The organism is Corallococcus sicarius, from assembly GCF_003611735.1.
Classification (GTDB): Bacteria; Myxococcota; Myxococcia; order Myxococcales; family Myxococcaceae; genus Corallococcus; species Corallococcus sicarius.
In genome coordinates, this window is sequence record NZ_RAWG01000019.1 from 30221 (window position 1) to 55008 (window position 24788).

1 protein-coding gene is annotated in these 24788 nt (G+C 72.9%); it reads left to right on the plus strand.

Annotation, left to right across the window (positions count from 1 at the left end; translation table 11 throughout):
* Positions 1–31 precede the first annotated feature (31 nt).
* Positions 32–24788: non-ribosomal peptide synthetase/type I polyketide synthase (locus D7X12_RS04825; protein WP_120624091.1), on the plus strand; the 24757-nt coding region annotated here is incomplete at its 3' end.

Here is a 24788-nt window from a genome sequence, read left to right on the forward strand (position 1 = left end):
TTCCAGCCGTCCGCAGCACGAGAGAACCGCCATGAGCCGCACCGGAACTGAAATCGCCATCATCGGCATCGCCGGGCACTACCCGAAGTCCGAACGGGTCCAGGACTTCTGGCGACAGGTGCGCGAAGGCACGGAGCTGGTGTCGTTCTTCACGCCGGAGGAGCTGGTGCGGCGCGGCGTGCCGGCGGAGCAGGTGGCCCAGCCCGGGTACGTCCGGGCCGCGGCGTACCTGGAGGAGATGGAGCAGTTCGACGCCGCGTTCTTCGGCATCACGCCCCGGGAGGCGGCGCTGCTGGATCCGCAGCACCGTCACTTCCTGGAGTGCGCCTGGGAGGCCCTGGAGGACGCCGGGTACAACCCGCAGCAGGTGCCGGGCCGCGTGGGCGTCTACGCGGGCGCGGCCATGGACACGTACCTGCTCTACAACCTGATGCGCAATCCGGTGGCGCTGGCCACGGATCCGCTCCAGCTCCAGCTGGCCAACGACAAGGACTACCTGACGACGCGGGTGTCCTACAAACTGAACCTCCGCGGCCCCAGCCACCTGGTGCAGTCCGCGTGCTCCTCGTCGCTCGTCGCCACGCACGTCGCCTGCCAGGCCCTGCTCAACGAGGAGTGCGACGTCGCCCTCGTCGGCGGGGCCTCCGTGCTCGTGCACACCCGCAATGGCTACATGCACTCCGCCGGGGGCGTGGCCTCCGTGGACGGGCACTGCCGCAGCTTCGACGCGGACGCCACGGGCACCCTCTTCGGCAGCGGCGTGGGCTGCGTGGTGCTCAAGCCGTTGGATCGGGCGATGGCGGACGGCGACACCGTCCACGCCATCATCCTGGGCACCGCCATCAACAACGACGGCAGCAACAAGGTCGGCTTCACCGCCCCCAGCATGGACGGCGTGTCGGAGGTGGTGCTGGAGGCGCTCGGCAACGCGGGCGTGGAGCCGGACAGCATCGGCTACGTGGAGGCCCACGGCACCGCGACGCGGCTGGGCGACCCCATCGAGTTGCAGGGCCTGACGCGGGCGTGGCGCAAGTCCACCCGGCGCAAGCAGTTCTGCGCCATCGGTTCGGTGAAATCCAACGTGGGCCACCTGGACGCCGCGTCCGGCGTGACGGGCCTCATCAAGGTCGCGCTCGCGCTGCGCGACCGGGTCATCCCCCCCAGCCTGCACTTCAAGCGCCCCAACCCGGCGCTGGAGCTGCCGGAGAGCCCCTTCTTCGTCAACGACCGCCCCCTGCCCTGGGACGCCCCGCCGGGAGGCGCCCCCCGGCGCGCGGCCGTGTCCTCGCTGGGCATCGGCGGCACCAACGCGCACGTCATCCTGGAGGAGCCGCCCCGCGCGGAGGCCTCCGCCCCCGCGGAGCCCTACCAGCTCCTCGTGCTCAGCGCGCGCACGGCCGGAGCGCTGCAACGGGCCACCGACAACCTGGCGGACCACCTGGCCGACCTGCCGGAGGCGCCGCTCGCGGACGTGGCGTTCACGCTCCAGGCCGGACGCCAGCACTTCACGCACCGCCGCTTCGCCGTGGTGCGCGACGCGCAGGACGCGCTCGCGGCGCTCTCCACGCCGGAGCGGCTGCCCACGCGCCAGCAGGCCGCCCAGCGGCCCCCGGTGGCGTTCCTGTTCTCCGGCCAGGGCTCGCAGTACGCCGGCATGGCCGCGGGCCTCCACCGCCGCGAGCCGGTGTTCCGCGAGCACTTCGACGCGTGCGCGGAGCGGGTGCGCACCCTGCGCGGCGTGGACCTGCGCACCCTGGTGCTGGGCGGCGCGGGCGACGAAGCGGACGCGCGGCTGAAGGCGACGGAGTGGGCCCAGCCCGCCCTCTTCGCGGTGGAGTACGCGCTGGCGCGGCTCCTGATGCACTGGGGCCTGCGCCCCACGGCGCTGCTGGGACACAGCATCGGTGAGTACGTCGCCGCGTGTCTGGCGGGCGTCTTCTCGCTGACGGACGCGGTGACGCTGGTGTGCGAGCGCGGCCGGCTGATGGCGGGCCTGCCCCCGGGCGCGATGAGCGCGGTGCCCCTCGCGGAGGAGGCCGTGCTGCCCCTGCTGGGACGGGAGCTGTCGCTGGCGGCGGTGAACGCCCCTGGCCGCTGTGTCGTCGCCGGTCCCCTGGTGGCGGTGGAGTCACTGGAGCGGCTGCTGGACGCGCGCGGGCTCAAGGCGCGGCGGCTGCACACGTCGCATGCCTTCCACTCCTCCATGATGGACCCCATCCTGGAGCCCTTCACCCGCGCGGTGCGCGCGGTGGAGCGCAAGGCGCCGCAGGTGGAGCTGTACTCCAACCTCACGGGCCAGCCCCTGACGGCGGCGGAGGCCACGGATCCCGACTACTGGGCCCGGCACCTGCGCGGCGCCGTCCGCTTCTCCCAGGGCATCACGGCCCTGCTGCGCAAGCCGGACCTGCTCGCGCTGGAGGTGGGCCCCGGCAACGCGCTGACGACCTTCGCGCTCCAGCACCCGGAGCGCGCGGCGGGCGTCGTCGTGTCCCCCACGCTGCCCCACGCGATGGAGCGCGAGCGTGACGTGCCCGTCCTCCTGGAGGCCGTGGGCAAGGCGTGGCAGGCGGGCGTGGAGGTGGACTGGAAGGCCTTCAACGGCCGCGCGGCGCGCCGCCGCGTGTCGCTGCCCACCTACCCCTTCGAGCGGCAGCGCCACTGGCTGGAGCCCACCCTGGGGCCCGGAGCGCCGCCGCCGGGCGCCACCCAGGCCGTGCCTCCCGCCGACGAGCCCGCGGACACCGTGGCCGGGAGCAACGCCACCGCGGCCGACCCGGGCAACCGGCCGGAGCTGAGCGTCTCCCATGCGCCGCCGCGCGACGCCCTGGAGACGGAGCTGTGTGAGGTGTGGAGCGGGCTGCTCGGCATCCACCCCATCGGCATCCACGACAGCTTCTTCGAACTGGGCGGGGACTCCGTCATCGGCCTGCAACTGCTCGGGGCCCTGCGCGACCGGTGCCGCGTGGAGCTGGCGGTGCGCGAACTGTTCGAGTCGCCCACGGTGGCGCGGCTCGCGGAGCGCGTGCGCGAGCGCCAGCGCCCCCGCTCCGAGGCCCCGGCCGTGCTGGCGCTCCCGCCGCTGGTGGCGAGCGGGCGCGAAGGGCCGCTGCCGCTGTCGTCCTCGCAGCAGCGCCTGTGGTTCCTGGATCAGCTCGAACCCGACACGGCCACCTACAACCTGCCCGCGGTCCTCCAGATGGAGGGCGCACTGGACGTGGAGGCGCTGCGCCGCAGCCTGGACGCGCTGGTGCAGCGGCACGAAGCGCTGCGCACCACCTTCGCGTCGGTGGACGACCAGGGCGTGCAGCGCATCCACCCGCCCGCGCCCGTTCCGCTCGAATGGGTGGAGCTGCGCGCGCTCCCGCCGGAGACCCGCGACGCCGAGGCGCGGCGGCGGGCCCTGGAGGAGCTGTCCCGCCCGTTTGATCTCACCCAGGGTCCCCTCCTGCGGGCCACCCTGCTGCGCCTGGACGACGCGCGGCACGTGCTGGCGCTGGTGATGCACCACATCGTCTCCGACGGCTGGTCCATGGGCGTGCTGGTGCGGGAGCTGGCCGCGCTCTACCTGTCCTTCCGGGCCGGACAGCCTCCAGCGCTCCCCCCGCTGCCGGTGCAGTACGCCGACTACGCGCTCTGGCAGCAGCGCTTCCTCACCCAGGGCGGCGGGCTGCCCACGCAGCTGGCCTGGTGGCGTGAGGCGCTGGCCGGCGCGCCCGCGACGCTGGAGCTGCCCACCGACTTCCCGCGTCCCCCGGTGCGCTCGTTCCGGGGCGCCGTCGTTCCCCTCCACCTGCCGCGCGAGCTCGCGGACGCGATCAAGGAGCGGGCCCGCCAGCAGGAAGCCACGCCGTTCATGGTGCTGCTGGCCGCCTGGTACACGCTGCTCCACCGCTACAGCGGGCAGGACGACATCCTCGTCGGCTCGCCCATCGCCGGCCGCCGCTTCTCCGAACTCGAAGGCCTCATCGGCTTCTTCGTCAACACGCTGGTGCTGCGCGCGCGCCCCGGACAGGCCGCGTCCTTCCGCGCCCTGGTGGACCAGGTGCGGGAGGCCACGCTGGGCGCCTACGCGCACCAGGACGTGCCCTTCGAGAAGCTGGTGGAGGAGCTCCAGCCCGCGCGCAACCTGGGCCTCCCGCCGCTCTTCCAGGTGTTCTTCGCCCTCCAGAACGCGCCGCAGGGCGTGCTGGAGGTGCCGGGCATGAAGCTGCAGCCCCTGGACCTGGACCCCGGCACGTCGAAGTTCGACCTGGAGGTGTCCCTCTTCCCCACGCGTGACGGCTTCCACGGCACCCTCACGTACAACACCGACCTGTACGCGCCGGCCACCGCCGAGCGCCTCGCGGGACACCTGCGCGTGCTGCTGGAGGGCGCGCTCGCCTCTCCCGACGCGCCGCTCTCCACCCTGCCCCTGATGCCCGTGGCCGAGCGGCTCCAGGTGATGGAGGGCTTCAACGCGACCGACGCGGACTACCCCGCGGACACCTGCCTGCACACCCTGGTGGAGCGGCAGGCCGCGCAGCGTCCGGACGCGGTGGCCGTGGAGTCCGGCGAACACCGCCTCACCTACGCGCAGCTGGACGCGCTCGCCAACCGGCTCGCGCACCGCCTGCGCTCGCTGGGCGTGGGCCCCGACGTGGCCGTGGCGCTGTGCCTGGAGCGCTCGCCGGAGCTGATGGTGTCGCTGCTGGCCATCCTCAAGGCCGGCGGCGCCTATGTGCCGCTGGACGCTTCCTATCCCGCCCAGCGCCTGACGCACATGCTGGAGGACTCCGGCGCGCGGGTGCTGGTCACCACGCGGGAGCTGGGCGCGAAGCTGCCGGAGCTGGAGTCCGCGCGGCGCGTCTACGTGGAGGAGGACGGCTGGAAGGCCCTGCCGTCCACGCCGCCCGTCACCGGCGTGTCGGCGCGGAACCTGGCCTACGTCGTCTTCACCTCCGGGAGCACCGGCCGTCCCAAGGGCGTCGCGGTGGACCACCGCAGCATCCAGCGGCTGCTGCACGCGCCCCGCTACGCGCACCTGGGGCCCGAAGAGACGTTCCTGCTCATCGCGCCGGTGTCCTTCGACGCCTCCGTCCTGGAGCTGTGGGGGCCGCTCGCCTTTGGCGGTCGGCTGGTGCTCTTTCCGCCCCAGTCCCCCAGCGACCTGGAGCTGCTGGGCCACGTCCTGGAGCACCACCGCGTCACCACGCTGCACCTCACCTCCGGCCTCTTCACGCAGGTGGTGGACCTGAAGCCGGACAGCCTGCGCGGCGTCCGGCAGCTGCTCACCGGCGGCGACGTCGTCTCCGCCCCGCACGTGTGCAAGGTGCTGGAGACGCTGCGCATCCCCGTCACCGCCTGCTACGGCCCCACGGAGGCCACGCTCTTCACGACGTGCTTCCGGATGACGCGGCCGGAGCAGCCGGGCACCAGCGTGCCCATTGGCCAGCCCATCTCCAACACGCGGGTGTACCTGTTGGATGATCACTTCCAGCCCATGCCCGTGGGCGTCCCGGGCGAGCTGTACGTCGGCGGACCCGGCGTCGCGCGGGGCTACCTGGGCCGGCCGGACCTCACCGCCGAGCGCTTCGTACCGGATCCGTTCGGCGCCGAATCAGGGGCGCGGCTCTACCGCACCGGCGACAAGGCGCGCTGGCGCGTGGACGGGGTGCTGGAGTTCCTGGGCCGCGCCGACCTCCAGGTGAAGGTGCGCGGCTTCCGCGTGGAGCTGTCCGAAGTGGAGGCCGCGCTGCTCGCGGCGCCGGGCATCCGCGCCGCCGTGGCCGTGGTGCGCGAGGACGTGCCGGGCGACAAGCGGATCGTGGGCTACGTGGTGCCCGCCGAGGACCATGTGGTGGCTCTCGCCGCGCTGCGCGCGTCGCTCCAGCAGCGCCTGCCGGAGTACATGGTGCCGTCCGCCATCGTCCCGCTGGACGCCCTGCCCCTCACGGCGAACGCCAAGGTGGACCGCAAGGCCCTGCCCGCGCCGGAAGGCGCGCTCACGCAGCGGGCCTACGTGGCCCCGCGCACGGACACGGAGCGGCGCCTCGCGCTGCTGCTGGCGGAGGTGCTGCGCGTGCCGGAGATGGGCGCACAGGACGACTTCTTCGAACGGGGCGGCCACTCGCTGCTCGCCACCCAGGCCCTGTCCCGCCTGCGCGCGGCCTTCGGCATCGCCCTGCCGCTGCGGGCCCTCTTTGAATCGCCTTCCGTGGAGCGGCTGGCCCTCCAGGTGGACGCCGCGCTCCAGGCCGGACCGGGCAGCCGGCTGGCGCCGCTCAAGCTCGCGCCTCGCGACGGCGTGCTCCCGCTGTCGTACGCGCAGCAGCGCCTGTGGTTCCTGGAGCAGCTCCAGCCCGGCACCGCCACGTACAACATCCCGGCGGCGCTCCGCATGGAGGGCGAGCTGGACGTGGACGCGCTGCGCCAGGGCTTCGACGCGCTGGTGCTCCGCCACGAAGCCCTGCGCACCACCTTCCGTGACGCCTCCGGCAGGCCGGTCCAGGTCATCCATCCCGCTGGGCCCGTGCCCCTGCCCGTGGTGGACCTGTCCGGCCACGCGGAGCCCGAAGCGGAGGCCACGCGCCTCATGCTGGCGGAGGCCGTGCGGCCCTTCGACCTGGAACACGGTCCGCTGTTGCGCATGACGCTGCTGAAGCTGCACGGCACGCGGCACGTGCTCCTGATGACGATGCACCACATCGTCTCCGACGGCTGGTCCATGGGCGTGCTCATCCGCGAGATGGCGGCCCTCTACCGCGCCTTCCGGGCCGGACAGCCCGCGCCGCTGACGCCGCTGCCGTTGCAGTACGCCGACTATGCGCACTGGCAGCGCGACGTGCTCCAGGCCGAAGCGCTGGAGTCCCAGCTCGCGTACTGGCGGCGCCAGCTGGCCCACGTGCCGCGCTCGCTGGAGCTGCCCACCGACTTCCCCCGCCCCGCCACCCTGTCGCCGCGCGGCGCCTCGCAGCCCGTGCACCTGCCGCGCGCGCTCACCGCCGCGCTGGAGGCCTTCTGCCTGAGCCACGGCGTCACGCCCTTCATGGCGCTGCTCGCGACCTTCCAGGCGCTGCTGGGTCGCTACAGCGGCCAGGACGACGTCGTCGTGGGCACGCCCGTGGCGGGCCGCGAGCGTCCGGAGTGGGAGGGCCTCATCGGCCTGTTCGTCAACACGCTGCCCCTGCGCGCGCGCCTGTCCGGCGCGGAGAGCTTCCTGACGCTGCTGGGACAGGTGCGGGAGACGACGCTGGGCGCGCTCGCGCACCCGTCGGTGCCCTTCGAGCGGCTGGTGGAGGCCCTGGACCTGGAGCGCGACCTCAGCCGGCCGCCGCTCGTCCAGGTGCTGTTCGCCCTGCAGAACGCTCCGGGCGGAGCGCTGGAGGCCGGTGGGCTGACGTTCGTTCCGGTGGAGCAGGAGAGCCAGACGGCCAAGCTGGAGCTGGTGCTGTCCCTGACGGACACCGGGGACGGCTACCGGGGCTCGCTCGAGTACAGCACCGACCTGTTCACCGCGGCGACGGCGACCCGGATGGTGACGCACCTGGGCGTGCTGCTGGAGTCCGCCCTGGCCCGGCCGGAGGCGCGCCTGGACGATCTGGCCTGGCTCACGCCCCCGGAGCAGCAGCGCATCCTCGAAGCGTGGAACGACACCCGCGCCGACTTCCCGCGCGAGCGCTGCCTGCACGAGCTGTTCATCGCCCAGGCCCTGCGCACCCCGGACGCCATCGCCGCGGAGCTGGGCGATGAGCGGCTCACGTACCGCGAGCTGCACCTGCGCTCCAACCGGCTCGCATGGCACCTGCTGTCCCTGGGCGTCCGGCCGGAGCAGACCGTGGCGTTCTGCCTGGAGCGTTCCTTCGACCTGCTGGTCGCGATGCTCGGCATCCTCAAGGCGGGGGCCGCGTACGTGCCCATCGACGCGGAGTACCCCGCGGATCGCTCCGCCTTCATCCTGCGCAACTCCGGCGCGGCCATCCTGCTCACCCAGGCCCCGCTGGCGGACGCGTTCAGCGACACCGGCGTGCGCGTCCTCTGCCTGGGCGAGGGCGGGCTGGAGCTGAGCGCCGGCCGCGAGGACACCCCGACGACGGACGTGCGGCCGGACAACCTGGCGTACATCATCCACACGTCGGGCTCCACGGGCCGGCCCAAGGGCGTCTCCGTGCGCCACGCGCCCGCCATCAACCTCATCCACTGGGTGAACACCACGTTCCAGGTGGGCCCCACGGAGCGGCTGCTCTTCGTCACCTCGCCCTGCTTCGACTTGTCCGTCTACGACGTGTTCGGCGTGCTCGCCGTCGGCGGGACGCTGGTGGTCGCCACCGCGAAGGACCTGCGCGATCCGGAGCGGCTGGCCGCGCTGCTGCGCGAGCGCGACATCACCTTCTGGGACAGCGCGCCCGCCGCGCTCCAACAGCTGACGACGCACTTCGGCGCGGGCGGCCCGGCCCTGCGGCGCGTGTTCCTCTCCGGCGACTGGATCCCCCTCACCCTGCCGGACGCCATCCGCGCCGTCTTCCCCCACGCCCAGGTCATCAGCCTGGGTGGCGCCACGGAAGCGACCATCTGGTCCAACTTCTTCCGCGTGGGCGCGCTGGAGCCCGCGTGGACGTCCATCCCGTATGGCCGCCCCATCTCCAACGCCCGCTACTACGTGCTCGACGCGCGCCTGCGTTCCCAGCCGGTGGGCGTCACGGGCGATCTCTTCATCGGCGGCGAGTGTCTGGCCGACGGCTATGCCCACGCCCCGGCGCTCACCGCCGAGCGCTTCGTGCCGGATCCCTTCAACTCCGCGCCGGGCACGCGCATGTACAAGACGGGAGACCGGGCCCGCTTCTTCCCGGACGGCAACATCGAGTTCCTGGGCCGCGCCGACCAGCAGGTGAAGGTGCGCGGCTTCCGCGTGGAGACCGGCGAAATCGAGACGGTGCTCGCGGAGCATCCGGCGGTGCAGGAGGCGGTGGTGGACGCCCGCGGCCCCGCGCGAGGAGACCGGCGGCTGGTGGCGTACCTGGTGGCGCGCGCGGGTGAAGCGCTGCCCTCCGTGTCCGAGCTGCGCCGCTGGGCGGGCCGCAAGCTGCCCGAGTACATGGTGCCCTCGGCCTTCCTCGCCGTGCCGGCCATCCCCATCACCTCCAACGGCAAGGTGGACCGCAAGGCGCTGCCGGATCCCGACGGCGCCCGCCCGGAGCTGGAGCGCGAGTTCGTGGCGCCCCGCACCGCCCTGGAGCAGGCGCTCGCGTCGCTGTGGGCGCAGGTGCTGCGGCTGGAGCAGGTGGGCCTGCACGACAACTTCTTCGAGCTGGGAGGCCACTCGCTGCTGGCCACGCAGGTCGTCTCGCGCGTGCGTGAATCCCTGGGCGCGGACCTGCCCGTGCGCGAGCTCTTCGTCGCCCCCACGGTGGCGGAGCTGGCCGCGCGCATCGAGCTGCAGCAGGCCCTGCCGTCGGTCGCGACGACGCCCCTGCTTCCCCAGGCCCGCGACGGGCAGGCCTTCCCGCTGTCGTTCGCCCAGCAGCGGCTGTGGTTCCTGGATCAGATGGAGCCCGGCAGCCCCTTCCACAACATCGCCACCGCCGTCCGGATGGACGGGCCGCTGGACGTGGCCGTGCTGGAGCGCTGCTTCCAGCACCTCGCGCGGCGGCACGAAGCGCTGCGCACCACGTTCCGCTCGGAGGCGGACGGCCCCGTGCAGGTGCTGGCCGCGGACACGTCGTTGACGCTGGAGCGCGTGGACCTGGAGGCCTTGTCCCCGGACGAACGCGAGCGCGAGTCCGCGCGCCTCACCGCCGAGGAGGGCCTGAAGCCCTTCGACCTGGCGCGAGGCCCCCTGATGCGCGCGACGCTGCTGCGCCTGGAGCCCCAGCGGCACCTGCTGCTGCTGACCCTGCACCACGTCGTCTCCGACGGCTGGTCCATGGGCGTGGTGGTGCGGGAGATCGCCTCGCTCTACGCGGACCTCTCCGCGGGCGGTGAGCCCACCCTGCCGGCGCTGCCCGTGCAGTACGTGGACTACACCGTGTGGCAGCGGCGCACGCTCCAGGGCGAGGTGCTGGAGAAGCAACTGGGGTACTGGAAGGCGAGGCTCGCGGGCGCGCCCCGCGTGCTGGAGCTGCCCACGGACCGTCCGCTCCCCGCGGCCCAGACGTTCCACGGCGCCCGGGTGCCGGTCCGGTTGCCGAAGGACGTGTCCCAGGCGCTCAAGGCACTCGCGCTGCGCGAGGGCGCCACGCCCTTCATGGTGCTGCTCGCGGCGTGGCAGACGCTGCTGCACCGGTACTCCGGACAGGAGGACGTGCTGGTGGGCTCGCCGGTGGCCGGGCGCCACCGGGTGGAGACCGAGGCGCTGGTGGGCTGCTTCGTCAACACGCTGGTGCTGCGGGCGAAGCCCCGGGGCGACCTGCGCTTCAGCGAGCTGCTGGCCCAGGTGAAGGAGGCCGCGCTGGGGGCCTTCGCGCACCAGGACCTGCCCTTCGAGAAGCTGGTGGAGGCGCTCCAGACCGAGCGCAGCCTGAGCCATCCGCCGCTGTGCCAGGTGACGTTCACCCTGCACAACACGCCGATGCCGGAGCTGTCCGTGCGGGGGCTCGCGCTGCGGCTGCTGGATCCAGAGCCGCGCACGTCGCCCTTCTTCCTCTCGCTGCACCTGGAAGAGACGGCGGAGGGCTTCACCGGCGCGCTCGTCCACAACACCGACCTCTACGACACCGCCACGGTGGAGGCGATGGCCTCCCACCTGGCCACGCTGGCCCGGGGCATCACCGAGGCGCCGGAGCAGACCCTCGGCGCGCTGCCGCTGATGGACGCGGCGGAGCAGGCACGGCTGCTGCGCGAGTGGAACGCCACCGCGTCGGACTACCCGCGCGATGCGACCATTCACGAGCGGTTCTCCGCGCAGGCCGCGCGCACGCCGGACGCGGTCGCGTTGGTCCAGGCGGAGCGGACCCTGACGTACGCGGAGCTGGAGCGACGCTCCAACCAGGTCGCGCACCACCTCCGGGCGCTGGGCGTGACCGCTGGCGCGCGCGTGGGCGTGTACCTGGAGCGCTCGGTGGAGCTGGTGGTGGCGCTGCTGGGCGTGCTGAAGGCCGGAGCCGCCTACGTGCCGGTCGACGCGGGGGCCCCCGCGCAGCGGCAGCTGTCCATGCTGTCGCAGTCGCGCGTGGGCGTCCTGCTGACGCAGTCCTCGCTGGCGGATGATCTTCCGGACACCGGCGCCCTGCTGGTGCTCCTGGACGAGGAGACGAAGGCGCTCGCGGCCCGGCCGGTGAGCGCGCCCGAATCGCGCGGAGGCGCGGAGGCCCTCGCCTACGTGATGTTCACCTCCGGGAGCACGGGCCAGCCCAAGGGCGTGTGCGTGCCCCACCGGGGCGTGGTGCGGCTCGTGGAGGGCCAGGGCTTCGCGCGCTTCGGGCCGGAGCGCACCTGGCTCCAGGCCGCGCCGGTGGCCTTCGACGCGTCGACGCTGGAGCTCTGGGGAGCCCTGCTGCACGGGGCGCGGCTGGTGCTGGCCCCGCCGCACGCGCTGTCGTTGGAGGAGCTGGGCGGGCTGCTGACGCGGCACGCGGTGGACTCGCTCTGGCTCACCGCCGCGCTGTTCGAACAGATGGCGCAGCACCAGCCGGACGCACTGGCGGGCGTGAACCAGCTGCTGGCCGGAGGCGACGTGCTCCCCGCCGTGCGCGTCCGGGAACACCTGGCGCGGATGCCGCAGGGCGCGGTGCTGATCAACGGCTACGGGCCGACGGAGAACACCACCTTCTCCGTGACGCAGACGCTGCGGCATGGGGACGCGGTGGATCACCAGGTGCCCATTGGCCGGCCCCTGGCGCACTCCACGGCGTACGTGCTGGATGCGGCCGGGCGGCCCGTGCCGGTGGGCGTGCCCGGTGAGCTGCACGTCGGAGGCGACGGGCTCGCGTGGGGCTACCTGGATCAGCCGGAGCTGACCGCGGAGCGCTTCGTCCCGAATCCCTTCGGGACCCAGCCGGGGACGCGGCTCTACCGCACCGGGGACCAGGTGAAGTGGCGGGCGGACGGGACGCTGGCGTTCCTGGGCCGCACCGACTTCCAGGTGAAGGTGCGCGGCTTCCGCATCGAACTGGGCGAGGTGGAGGCCGCGGTGCGCCGGTGTCCTGGCGTGGCGGAGGCCGTGGTCGTGGTGCGCGAGGACGTGCCGGGCGACAAGCGGCTCGTCGCGTACGTGGTGGGCACGCCGGTGGACGGCAAGGCGGTCCGGACCTGGGTGCAGCAGGTGCTGCCGGACTACATGGTGCCCTCGGCGGTGGTCCTGCTGGACGCGCTGCCGCTGTCGCCCAACGGCAAGGTGGACCGCAAGGCCCTGCCCGCGCCGGAGGCCCCGGCACCCGCCCCGGTGGACGCCTTCACCGCGCCTCGCAACGAGACGGAAGCCCGGCTCGCCGCCATCTGGGCGGAGGTGCTGCACCTGGAGCGCGTGGGCGTCGGCGACGACTTCTTCGAGCTGGGCGGCCACTCCCTGCTGGCGACCCAGGTGGTCTCCCGCATCCGCGCCACGCTGGGCGTGGAGCTGCCCCTGGGCCAGTTGTTCGAAGCGCCCACGGTGGAGTTGCTCGCGGAGCGCCTGGCGCACCTGCCGCGCGTCACCGCGCCCGCGATGGAGCGGGTGGAGCACGCGGGCCCCCCGCCCCTGTCGTTCGCCCAGCAGCGCCTGTGGTTCCTGGATCAGCTCCAGCCGGGCGGCACGACCTACAACGTGCCCAGCGTGGTGCGGCTGGAGGGCGCGCTCGACACGGAGGCCCTGCGGCGGGCGCTCCACGCCCTGGTCCAGCGTCACGAAGTGCTGCGCACCACCTTCCCGCTCCAGGGCGATGCGCCCGTGCAGCACGTCCACCCGGAGTCACTCACGGCGCTGGCCGTCGTGGACCTGGAGCCCGTGCCAGCGGCGACGCGCGAGCAGGAGGCCCGGCGGCTGGCGGTGACGGAAGCCTGGCGCCCGTTCGACCTGGCGCGCGGGCCGCTGATGCGGACCACGCTGCTGCGCCTGGAGTCCCAGCGGCACCTGCTGCTGCTGACCCTGCACCACATCGTCACCGACGGTTGGTCCATCGCGATCCTGGTGCGCGAGCTGGGCGAGCTGTACCGCGCCTTCCACGAAGGCGTGACGCCCGCCCTGCCGCCGCTGCCCCTCCAGTACGCGGACTACGCCGTGTGGCAGCGCAAGTGGCTGCGGGAAGAGACGCTGGGGCGCGAGCTGGCCTGGTGGCGCGACGCCCTGGAGGGAGCACCCGCGGCCCTGGAGCTGTCGACGGACCGGCCCCGGCCCGCCGTGCAGACCTTCAACGGCGCGGCCGTCCCCGTGCGGCTGGAGCGCGCGCTGGGTGACGCCGTGAAGCAGCTGGCCCAGAAGCACGGCGCCACCGACTTCATGGTGCTCCTGGCGGCCTGGCAGTTGTTGCTGTCGCGCTACTCCGGCCAGGACGACGTGAGCGTCGGCTCGCCCATCGCGAACCGTCACCACGCGGAGACCGAGGGCCTCATCGGCTTCTTCGTGAACACCCTCGTGATGCGCGCCCGCATCGACGCGCGGGACTCCTTCGCCGGGCTGCTGGCCCGCGTGCGGACCACCGCGCTCTCGGCCTACGCGCACCAGGACGTGCCCTTTGAATGGCTGGTGGAAGCGCTGCACCCCCAGCGCGACCTGAGCCGGGGTCCGCTGTTCCAGGTGATGTTCGCGCTCCAGAACGCCCCGGGCACGACGCTCGCGCTGCCCGGCCTGGTGCTGGGCATGGAGCCCGTGGAGGACACCAGCGCCAAGTTCGACCTCGGCCTTGGCCTGGAGGAGCGCGACGGCGCGTTCGTCGGGACGCTCGGCTACAACACCGACCTCTTCGACGAGGCGACGGTGGCGCGCATGGCGCGGCACTTCGCGCGGCTGCTCACGGCGGTGACGGCGGACGCGGAGGCGCCCGTGTCCCACGTCAGCCTGCTGGACGCGGCCGAACGCGAGCAGGTGCTCGTCGCCTGGAACCGCACGGGCCCGGTGCCTTCGACGGCCGGAGCACTGCACCACCTGGTGGAAGCGCAGGTGGAGCGCACCCCCGACGCCATCGCGTTGGTGGTGGGCACGCAGCGGCTCACCTACCGGCAGCTCGACGCGCGGGCCAACCAGCTCGCGCACCACCTGCGTGCGCTGGGCGTGGGCCCGGACGTTGCGGTGGGCGTGTGTCTGGAGCGCACCGCCGAGCTGGTGGTGGCGCTGTTGGGCGTGCTGAAGGCTGGCGGTGCCTACGTGCCGCTGGATCCGGCGTACCCGCGGGAGCGGCTGACCTCCATGTTGGAGGACTCGCGCGCGCCCGTGCGGCTGACGCAGCGTTCGGTGGCGGAGCGGCTGGCGGCCCCGGGTGTCCAGGACGTGCTGCTGGACGGCTTCGCGGCCGTGGCGCACCAGCCGTCGCACCGGCCGGAGCGCGGTGAACTGTCGGATGCATTGGCCTACGTCCTCTACACGTCCGGAAGCACGGGACGCCCCAAGGGCGTGGCGGTGGCACACCGCAGCGCGGTGGCGTTCGTGCACTGGGCACTGGACACCTTCTCCGGTGAGCAGCTGGCCGGCGTGCTGGCGGCGACCTCGGTGAGCTTCGACCTGTCGGTGTTCGAGCTGTTCGTCCCCCTGGCCCGTGGCGGCCGGGTGTACCTGGCGGACAACGCCCTGGCGCTGGCGTCGCTGCCGGCGCGGGACGAAGTGACGCTCGTCAACACGGTACCCTCCGCGATGGCGGAGCTGCTGCGGATGGAGGCGCTGCCCTCGGGGGTCCGCACGGTGAACCTGGCCGGGGAGCCGCTGCCGGCGGCCCTGGCCCGGGCGCTGTACGCCACCGGGACGGTGCGGGACGTGTTCAACCTCTACGGCCCCACGGAGGACACGACCTATTCGACGTACGCGCGCGTGTCGGAGCAGTCCGCGCTGCCGCCGTCCATCGGCCGCCCGCTCGCGGGCACGCAGGCGTACGTGCTGGACGCGGAGTTGCGCCCCGTGCCGGTGGGCGTGCCTGGGGAGCTGTACCTGGGCGGGGCCGGGCTGGCGCGCGGCTACCTGCACCGGCCGCACCTGACGGCGGAGCGCTTCGTGCCGGATCCGTTCGCCTCCGTCCCGGGCGCACGCATGTACCGGACGGGAGACAAGATCCGTTGGAAGGCGGACGGCACGCTGGAGTACCAGGGCCGCATCGACTTCCAGGTGAAGGTGCGCGGCTTCCGCATCGAACTGGGCGAAGTGGAAGAGGCCCTGCGCGCCTTCCCCGGCGTCCACGAAGCGGTGGTGGTGGTGCGCGAGGACGTGCCCGGCGACCGTCGGCTCGTCGCCTACGTGGCACCGACCCAGGCCGGCGCCCTCCCGGACGTGGCGGCGTTGCGCGCGCACGTGCAGCAGCGGCTGCCCGGCTTCATGGTTCCCGCGGCGCTGGTCGTGCTGCCCGCGCTTCCCCGGACGCCCAACGGCAAGGTGGACCGCAAGGTGCTGCCCGTGCCGGAGCAGCCCACCGGGAGCGGAACCTTCCAACCGCCCTCCACCCCCACGGAGCAGGCGCTCGCCGAGCTGTGGTCGCAGGTGCTGGGCATCCCGCGCATCGGCGTGGATGATCAGTTCTTCGAGCTGGGGGGACACTCCCTGCTCGCGACCCGCGTGGTCAGCCGCATCCGCTCCACCTTCGGGGTGGAGCTGCCGCTGCGCGTGCACTTCGAAGCGCCCACCCTCCGCGAGCTGGCCCGGAGAATTGACGCCACCACGAAGGGCCTGCCCGGGCTCCCCCCGCTGGTGCCCACGTCGCGAGACGGCGTCCTGCCGTTGTCGTACGCGCAGCAGCGCCTGTGGTTCCTGGATCAGCTCCAGCCCGGCTCTCCCGCGTACAACATGCCCGTGGCGCTACGCGCGGAGGGGCCCCTGGACGTCGAGGCCCTGGAGCGCGCCTTCGAGGCGCTGGTGCACCGGCATGAAACGCTGCGCACCACCTTCCCGCAGCGCGACGGCGCGCCCGTGCAGCACCTCCACCCGGCCGCGCCCTTCCACCTGCCCTGCACGGACCTGTCGGGCTCCGCGAACCCCGAAGCCGAAGTGCACCAGCTCGCCGAGGAAGAGGCCGCGCGCCCCTTCGACCTCGCCGCCGGTCCGCTGCTGCGGGTCCACCTGCTGAAGCTGGGTGGCTCGCAGCACGTGCTGCTGCTGACGCTGCACCACATCATCTCCGACGGCTGGTCCACCGGCGTGCTGGTGCGCGAGATGGCCGCCCTGTACGAGTCGCTCCGTCAGGGCCGTTCCCCCGCGTTGCCCGCGCTGCCGGTGCAGTACGCCGACCACGCCGCGTGGCAGCGCTCGTGGCTGCACGGTGACGTGCTGGAGCAGCAGGTCTCCTGGTGGCGCCAGCACCTCGCCGGAGCTCCCACGCAACTGGAGCTGCCCACCGGGACGTCGCGCACCTCCGCCCCGGCCGCGCAGGCCGCACGCATCCCGCTGCGGCTGCCCCGGGAACTGGGCCACGCCGTCGACGCCCTGGCCCGGAAGGAAGGGGCCACGCCGTTCATGGTCCTGCTGGCCGCGTACCAGCTCCTGCTCTCGCGCTACACCGGGCAGGACGACCTGCTGGTGGGCACGCCCATCGCGGGCCGGCGCTTCTCGGAGCTCGAAGGCCTCATCGGGTTCTTCGTCAACACGCTGGTGCTGCGCGCGCGGCCCGGCGCGGCGGCTTCGTTCCGGGAGCTGCTGGCCCAGGTGCGGGAAGGCACGCTGGGGGCTTTCGAGCACCAGGACGTCCCGTTCGAGAAGCTCGTCGAGGAGCTCCATCCCGAGCGCGACCTGGACCGCACGCCCCTCTTCCAGGCGTTCTTCGTGTTGCAGAACCTGCCGGTGGAGGCGCTCGCCCTGCCCTCCCTGACGCTCCGTCCCTTCGGGGAGGAGTTCGCGGCCCCCAGCAAGTTCGAGCTCTCCCTCAACCTGAGCGAGACGCCGGACGGCCTCCAGGGCGTGCTCCAGTACCGCGCCGCGCGGATCTCCAGGGCCACGGCCACCGGCCTCGCACGGCACTTCCAGGTGCTGCTGGAGTCCCTCGTCGCAAGGCCCGAACAGCCCCTCCACGACCTGCCGCTGCTGACGCTCGAGGAGCGCCAGCGGATGCTCGTGGACTGGAACGACACCGCCCGGGAGCCGGTGCGCGAAAGCACCTTCCCCCATCTCTTCGAGCAGCAGGTGGCGCGCACGCCCGACGCCCCCGCGGTGCGCTTCGAGGACGAAGTCCTGACGTTCACCCAGCTCAACGCCCGGTCGAATCAGCTCGCCCACGCGCTGCGAGCCCGGGGCGTCGGGCCGGACGTGCGCGTCGCGCTCTGCTTCGAGCGGTCCGTGCAGATGGTCGTCGCGCTGCTCGGCGTGCTCAAGGCCGGTGGCGCCTACGTGCCCCTGGATCCCGCCTGGCCGGTCCAGCGCAGGACCTTCGCCATCCAGGACAGCGCGGCCCGCGTCGTGCTCGCCCCCTCGCGACTGGCCGCGGAGCTGGAGGCTTCGGGCCTCCAGACGCCGTGCCTGGACGTGGCCGGGGAACACCTGGCCTCGGAGCCGACGCACGATCCGGTGCCGTGGGCCGGCCCCGAGAATCTGGCCTACGTCATCTACACCTCGGGCTCCACGGGCACGCCCAAGGGCGTGATGGTGCAGCACCGCTCGGTGCTCAACCTGCATGCGGCGCTGAAGCGGACCGTCTACGAAGGACAGGCTTCCGGTCTGCGGGTCAGCGTCAACGCGCCGCTGGCCTTCGACGGCTCCGTCAAACAGGTCGTGCAGTTGCTGGACGGCCACTGCCTGTGCATCGTCCCGGACGCCATCCGTCAGGACGCGGAGGCCATGGTGCCCTGGGTGCGCGGGTTCCGCGTGGACGTGCTGGACTGCACGCCGTCCCTGCTGCGGCTGCTGCTCCAGGCGGGCCTGCTGGACGGAGACTTCGCCCCGGCCCTGCTCGTGCCCGGCGGTGAAGCCCTGGATGAGACGACGTGGGCGACGCTCGCCGCCTCCACGCGGACGCGCACCTTCAACGTCTACGGCCCCACCGAGTGCACGGTGGACGCCACCGCCTTCGCCGTCCGTCCGCGGACGCAACCCACGCTGGGCGGGCCGCTGCTCAACGTGCGCACATACGTGCTGGATGCGCACCTGCAACCGGTGCCCGTCGGTGTCGCCGGCGAGCTCTTCATCGCGGGTGCGGGCGTGGCGCGCGGCTACCTGGGCCAGCCCGCCCGCACCGCCGAGCGCTTCGTCCCCAATCCCTTCGCCACCACCCCCGGCGAGCGCATGTACCGCACGGGCGACAAGGCGCGCTGGAGCGAGGACGGCACGCTCGAATACCTGGGCCGCATCGATTTCCAGGTGAAGCTGCGCGGCCTGCGCATCGAGCTGGGTGAAATCGAAGCCCTGCTGCGTCAGCACCCCGCCGTTGCCCAGGCGCTCGTCCTGGTGCGCGAGGACGTGCCGGGCAATGCACGGCTCGTCGCCTACGTCGTCCCGAGCACCCGCACGCCCGACGCCGCCGAGCTGCGCGCCCACCTCCAGCAGACGCTGCCGGAGTCCATGGCGCCCGCCGCCTACGTGATGATGGACGCCCTGCCCCTGACGCCCAACGGCAAGGTGGACCGCAAGGCGCTGCCCGTGCCCGAATCCCAGGCGCACGTCCACGAGGCCCCCCGTCCCGGGACCGAGGAGCAGCTCGCGGCGCTCTGGTCCGACGTGCTGCGCGTGCCCACCGTCGGCGCGCGGGATGATTTCTTCGCCCTGGGCGGCCACTCCCTGCTGGCCACGCGGGTGATCGCCCGGATCCGCGCGGCCTTCAGCGTGGAGCTGCCCGTGCGCGCCCTCTTCGAGGAGCCCACGCTGCGGAGGCTCGCCGCGCGCATCGAGCACGCGGGCCGCGTCAGGGACCTGCCCCCGTTCGTGCCCGTCCCGCGCACGGACGCGCCGCCGCCCCTCTCCTTCGCCCAGCAGCGGATGTGGTTCCTGGACCAGCTGCAACCGGGCTCGTCCGCGTACAACATCCCCGTGGCGCTGCGGATCCACGGCGCCCTGGACGCGACGGCCCTGGAGTGCGCCTTCGAGGCGCTGGTGCACCGGCACGAAGCCCTGCGCACGACCCTCGCGCAGCATGAAGGCGTGCCCGTGCAGCACATCCACCCGCCCGCGCCCTTCCACCTGCCCCGCACGGACCTGTCGGGCTCCGCGAATCCGGAAGCCGAAGCGCGACGGCTCGCCGCGGAAGAGGCCGCGCGTCCCTTCGACCTTGCCGTGGGTCCGCTGCTGCGGGCCCACCTGCTGCGGCTGGGTGAGTCCCAGCACGTGCTGCTGCTGACGCTGCACCACATCATCTCCGACGGCGAGTCCACCGGCGTGCTGGTGCGCGAGGTGGCCGCGCTCTACCAGGGCTTCCACGACGGCACGCCCACGGCCCTGCCCGCGCTGCCGGTGCAGTACGCCGACCACGCCGCGTGGCAGCGCTCGTGGCTGCACGGTGACGTGCTGGAGCGCCAGGTCGCCTGGTGGCGCCAGCACCTCGCCGATGCACCGGCGCACCTGGAGCTGCCCACGGACTTCGCGCGTCCTCCGGTCCCGTCCACGCGCGGCGCCTCGGTGCACTTCCGCCTCCCCGCGTCGCTGCTTCGGACCCTGGAGGCCATGGGCCAGCAGGAAGGCACCACCCTGTTCATGGGACTGCTGGCGGCGACGTCCGCGGTGTTGTCCCGCTACACCGGCCAGGATGACGTCGTCATCGGAACGCCCATCGCGGGCCGGCGCTTCGCGGAGCTTGAAGGGCTCATCGGCCTCTTCGTCAACACGCTGGCCCTGCGCACCCGCCTGGGGGACGCGGCGTCGTTCCGCCAGCTCCTGGCGCAGGTGCGGGAGACCACCCTGGAGGCCCACTCGCACCAGGACGTCCCGTTCGAGAAACTCGTCGAGGAGCTGCGCCCCCGGCGCGACCTGAGCCGCGCGCCCCTCTTCCAGGCGATGCTCCTGGTCCAGAACGCGACCCCTCACGCCCTCCAGACGTCCCAGCTCTCCTTCGAGCCCGTCGAAGTCGATCAGGTCACCGCGAAGTTCGACCTGACCTTCGCCTTCTCGGCTTCCCCTGAAGGGCTGTCCGGCTCCATCACGTACAGCACCGACCTCTTCCGTGAGGACAGCATCCGCCGGCTCGCCAGCCACTTCCAGCGGCTGCTGGAAGGCGCACTGGCCCACCCGGAAGCCCCGCTCCAGGAGCTGCCCCTCCTGAGCACCGGGGAGCGCGAGCAGCTGATCACCGCGTGGGACGCCGACGCCCCGCCCCTGCGCCGCGCCCCGCTCCACCAGCGCATCGAAGCGCAGGCGCTCCGTACGCCTGAGTCCACCGCCCTCATCGTCGGGAACCAGCGCCTGAGCTACGCGTCGCTCGACCAGCGCGCCAACCAGTTGGCGCATGCCCTGCGCGCACGGGGCGTGGGCCCCGAGGTCCGTGTCGCCGTCCTGCTGCCTCGCACCGAAGAGTTGCTGGTGACGCTCCTGGCCGTCCTCAAGGCGGGCGGCGCCTACGTGCCGCTGGATCCGGCCTACCCGAGGCAGCGGCTGGACGGCATGCTCGCGGACTCGGGGGCTTCGCTGCTGGTGACACGGCAGTCCCTGGTGGACCTGCTGGGCCCCACCACCGCCACGCGGGCCGTGTTGTGCCTGGACACCGCGGTGGAAGACCTGGCCTCACGCTCCCGCACGCCTCCCGACGTGGAGGTTCCCACCGACGCGCTCGCGTACGTCATCTACACGTCGGGCTCCACCGGCACGCCCAAGGGCGTGGCGCTGAGCCATGCGAACGCGTCCGCCTTCCTCGACTGGGCCTGCCGCGTCTTCTCGCCCGCGCAGCTCGCCGGCACGCTGGCGGCGACCTCCGTCTGCTTCGACCTGTCCGTCTTCGAGCTGTTCGCGCCGCTGTGTTGTGGCGGCACCGTGCTCCTGGCGGACAACGTCCTCGCGCTGGCCTCGCTGCCGGCGCGGAACGAGGTCACGCTCGTCAACACCGTGCCCTCCGCCATGGCGGAGCTGCTGCGTGCGGGGGCGCTCCCGGCCTCGGTGCGCACCGTCAACCTCGCCGGAGAACCGCTGCCCGGCACCCTGGCCCGGGCCCTCCACGCCACGGGCTCCGTCCAGCACGTCTTCAACCTCTACGGTCCCACCGAGGACACCACCTACTCCACGTTCCTGGAGGTGCCCGCGGGTGACGGTGAGCCCACCCTCGGAAGGCCGTTGCCGGAGACGCACGCCTACGTCCTCGACGCCCGGCTCCAGTTGCAGCCGCCCGGTGTCCCCGGGGAGCTGTTCCTCGCGGGCGCGGGGCTCGCGCGGGGCTACCTGAACCGTCCGGCGCTGACGGCCGAACGCTTCGTCCCGGACCCCTTCAGCCTCACGCCGGGCGCCCGCATGTACCGCACGGGCGACCTCGTGCGCCGCCGCGCGGATGCACAGCTGGAGTACCTGGGCCGCACCGACTTCATGGTGAAGGTGCGCGGCTTCCGCATCGAGCTGGGCGAAATCGAAGCCACCCTGCGCCAGCACCCGTCCGTGCAGCAGGCCCTCGTCCTGGCACGCCGCGACTCCCCCACAGGGGACCCGCGCCTCGTCGCCTACGTCGTCGGCGCCAACTTCCACCCGAGCGAGCTGCGCGCCCACCTCCAGCAGAAGCTGCCCGAGTACATGGTGCCCGGCGTCTTCGTGCCGCTGGACGCCTTCCCCCTCACGCCCAACGGCAAGGTGGACCGCAAGGCTCTTCCTTCGCCGGAAGCCAGCGCCCTGCACCGTGAGCGCTACGTCGCCCCCCGCACGCCCACGGAGCGGCAGCTCGCCGCGCTCTGGGCCGAGGTGCTCCGCGTCGAGCGCGTGGGCAGCGAGGATCACTTCTTCGAGCTGGGAGGCCACTCGCTGCTGGCCACGCAGGTGGTGGCCCGCGTTCGCGCCACCTTCGGGGTGGAGCTGCCGCTGCGCGCCCTCTTCGAGGCTCCCACCCTGGAGCAGCTCGCCCAGCGCATCGACACCTCGGGGCACATGGCCGCACTGCCTGCCCTGCGGCCCACGCCGAGGACGGACGCGGGCCTGCCCCTGTCCTTCGCGCAGCAGCGCCTCTGGTTCCTCGCCCAGCTCCAGCCCGGCGACGCGTCCTACAACATGCCCTTCGCGCTCCGGCTGGAAGGCGCCCTGGACGCTGCCGCGTTGGAGCAGGCCTTCACGGAGCTGGTGCGCCGTCACGAAGCCCTGCGCACCACCCTGGTGGACGAGGGCGGCACGCCCGTGCAGCGCATCCACGCGCCCGCATCCTTCCACCTCCCCGCGCTCGACCTGAGCAAGCACGAGGCCGCGGAAGCCGAGATCCGCCGTCTGGCCCACGCGGATGCAGCGCGTCCGTTCAATCTCGCCCAGGGGCCGCTCCTGCGAGCCAGCCTGCTGCGGCTGTCCGCACAGCAGCACGTGCTGCTCCTCAACCTGCACCACACCATCTCCGACGGCTGGTCCAGCGGAGTGCTGGTGCGCGAAGTGGCCGCGCTCTACGAGGCCTTCCGTCAGGGCCGCCCCTCGCCCCTGCCCGAGCTGCCCGTCCAATACGCCGACTACGCCGTGTGGCAGCGCTCGTGGTTGCAGGGCGACGTGCTGGCGCGCCAGGTGGCGTGGTGGAAGCAGCAGCTCGCGGGGGCGCCCACGCAGTTGGCGCTGCCCACGGACTTCCCCCGTCCGCCCGTCCCCTCCAACCGGGGCGCCCGGGTGCCACTGCACCTGTCCTCCGAGCTGAGCCGGTCCGTTGAAGCCCTGGCCCGGCGCGAGGGCGCCACGTCCTTCATGCTGCTGCTGTCCGCGTGGCAGCTCCTGCTGTCGCGCTACACCGGGCAGGACGACCTGCTGGTGGGCACGCCCATCGCGGGACGCCGTCACGCGGAGACGGAGGGCCTCATCGGCTTCTTCGTCAACACGCTGGTGCTGCGCGCCCGGGTGGACGGAGCGAGCACCTTCCGCCAGTGGCTCGCCCAGGTGCGCGAGTCCACCCTGGGAGCCTTCGAGCACCAGGACGTCCCCTTCGAGAAGCTCGTCGAGGAGCTGCAGCCGCAGCGCGACCTGAGCCGTTCCGCGCTCTTCCAGGCGTTCTTCGCGATGCAGAACGTGCCGGTGCAGGCGCTCGCCCTGCCCTCGCTGTCCCTGCACCCGCTCGGGGACGCCGCCGAGGGCCTCGCCAAGTTCGAGCTCTCCCTCGACGTGAACGAGACGCCGGAAGGACTCCTCGGCACCCTCCAGTACAGCGTCGACCTGCTCACCCCGGCCACCGCGACCCGCATGGCCCGACACTTCCAGGTGCTGCTGGAGGCCATCACCGCCCAGCCCGACCTGCGCCTCTCTGAGCTGCCGATGCTGACGCCCGACGAGCGCCAGCAACTGCTCCACGCCTGGAACGAAACCCGCGAGGCGCTGCCGCAAGGCCTCACCTTCCCCGCCGCCTTCGAGCAACAGGTCGCCCGCACGCCGGATGCACCTGCGGTGTCCTTCGAGGACACGGCGCTCTCCTTCGCGCAGCTCAACGCCCGGGCCAATCAGCTCGCCCGGCACCTGCGCACGCTCGGTGTCGGCCCCGAGTCCCGCGTCGCGCTCTGCTTCGAGCGTTCCGTGGACATGATCGTCGCCCTGCTCGCTGTGATGAAGGCGGGCGGCGCCTACGTTCCGCTGGATCCTGCATGGCCCGACCAGCGCCGCGCGTTCGCCCTCCAGGACTGCGCCGCGACGGTGGTCCTCACGCAGCAACACCTCGCCACGTCCTGGCTGCCAGAGGGCGTGTCAGTGGTGCGCGTGGATGCAAAGGACGCCTCCTGGGCCACGCTGCCAGAGCACAATCTGGCGCCGAGCGCGACGTCGGAAGACCTCGCGTACGTCATCTACACGTCCGGCTCCACGGGCACGCCCAAGGGCGTGATGGTGCGGCACGGCGCCGTACTCAACTTGCACGCGGCCCTGCGACGCACCGTCTACCAGGGGCTGTCCACCAGTACGCGGGTCAGCGTCAACGCGCCGCTGGCCTTCGACGCCTCCGTGCAGCAGCTCGTCCAACTGTTCGACGGCCACTGCCTGTGCATCGTCCCGGAGTCCACGCGTCAGGACGCGGAGGCGATGGTCGCGTGGCAGCGGAAGTACCGCGTCCAGGCCATCGACTGCACACCGTCCCTGCTGCGGCTGCTCATCCAGGCGGGCCTGCTGGAAGGCGACGCCGCGCCCACCCTGCTGGTCCCCGGTGGCGAGGCCATCGACGAGGCCACCTGGAACCTGCTGGCCGCGTCTGACACCACGCGCAGCTTCAACGTCTACGGCCCCACCGAGTGCACCGTCGACGCCACCACCTTCGCGCTCCGCAAGGGCACGAAGCCCACGCTGGGCGGCCCGCTGCTCAACACGCGCACCTACGTGCTGGACGCGAACCTGCACCCCGTGCCCGTGGGCGTGGCCGGAGAGCTCTTCATCGCCGGTGAAGGCCTGGCGCGCGGCTACCTGGGCCGTCCGCACCTCACCGCCGAACGCTTCGTCCCGAACCCCTTCGGTACCGAGCCCGGCGAGCGCATGTACCGCACGGGCGACAAGGCCCGCTGGAGTCAGGACGGCACCCTGGAGTACCTGGGCCGCATCGACTTCCAGGTGAAGCTGCGCGGCTTCCGCATCGAGCTGGGTGAAATCGAGGTCGCCCTCCAGGGCCACCCCGACATCCAGGACGCCACCGTCCTGGTCCGCGAGGACGTCCCGGGCGACC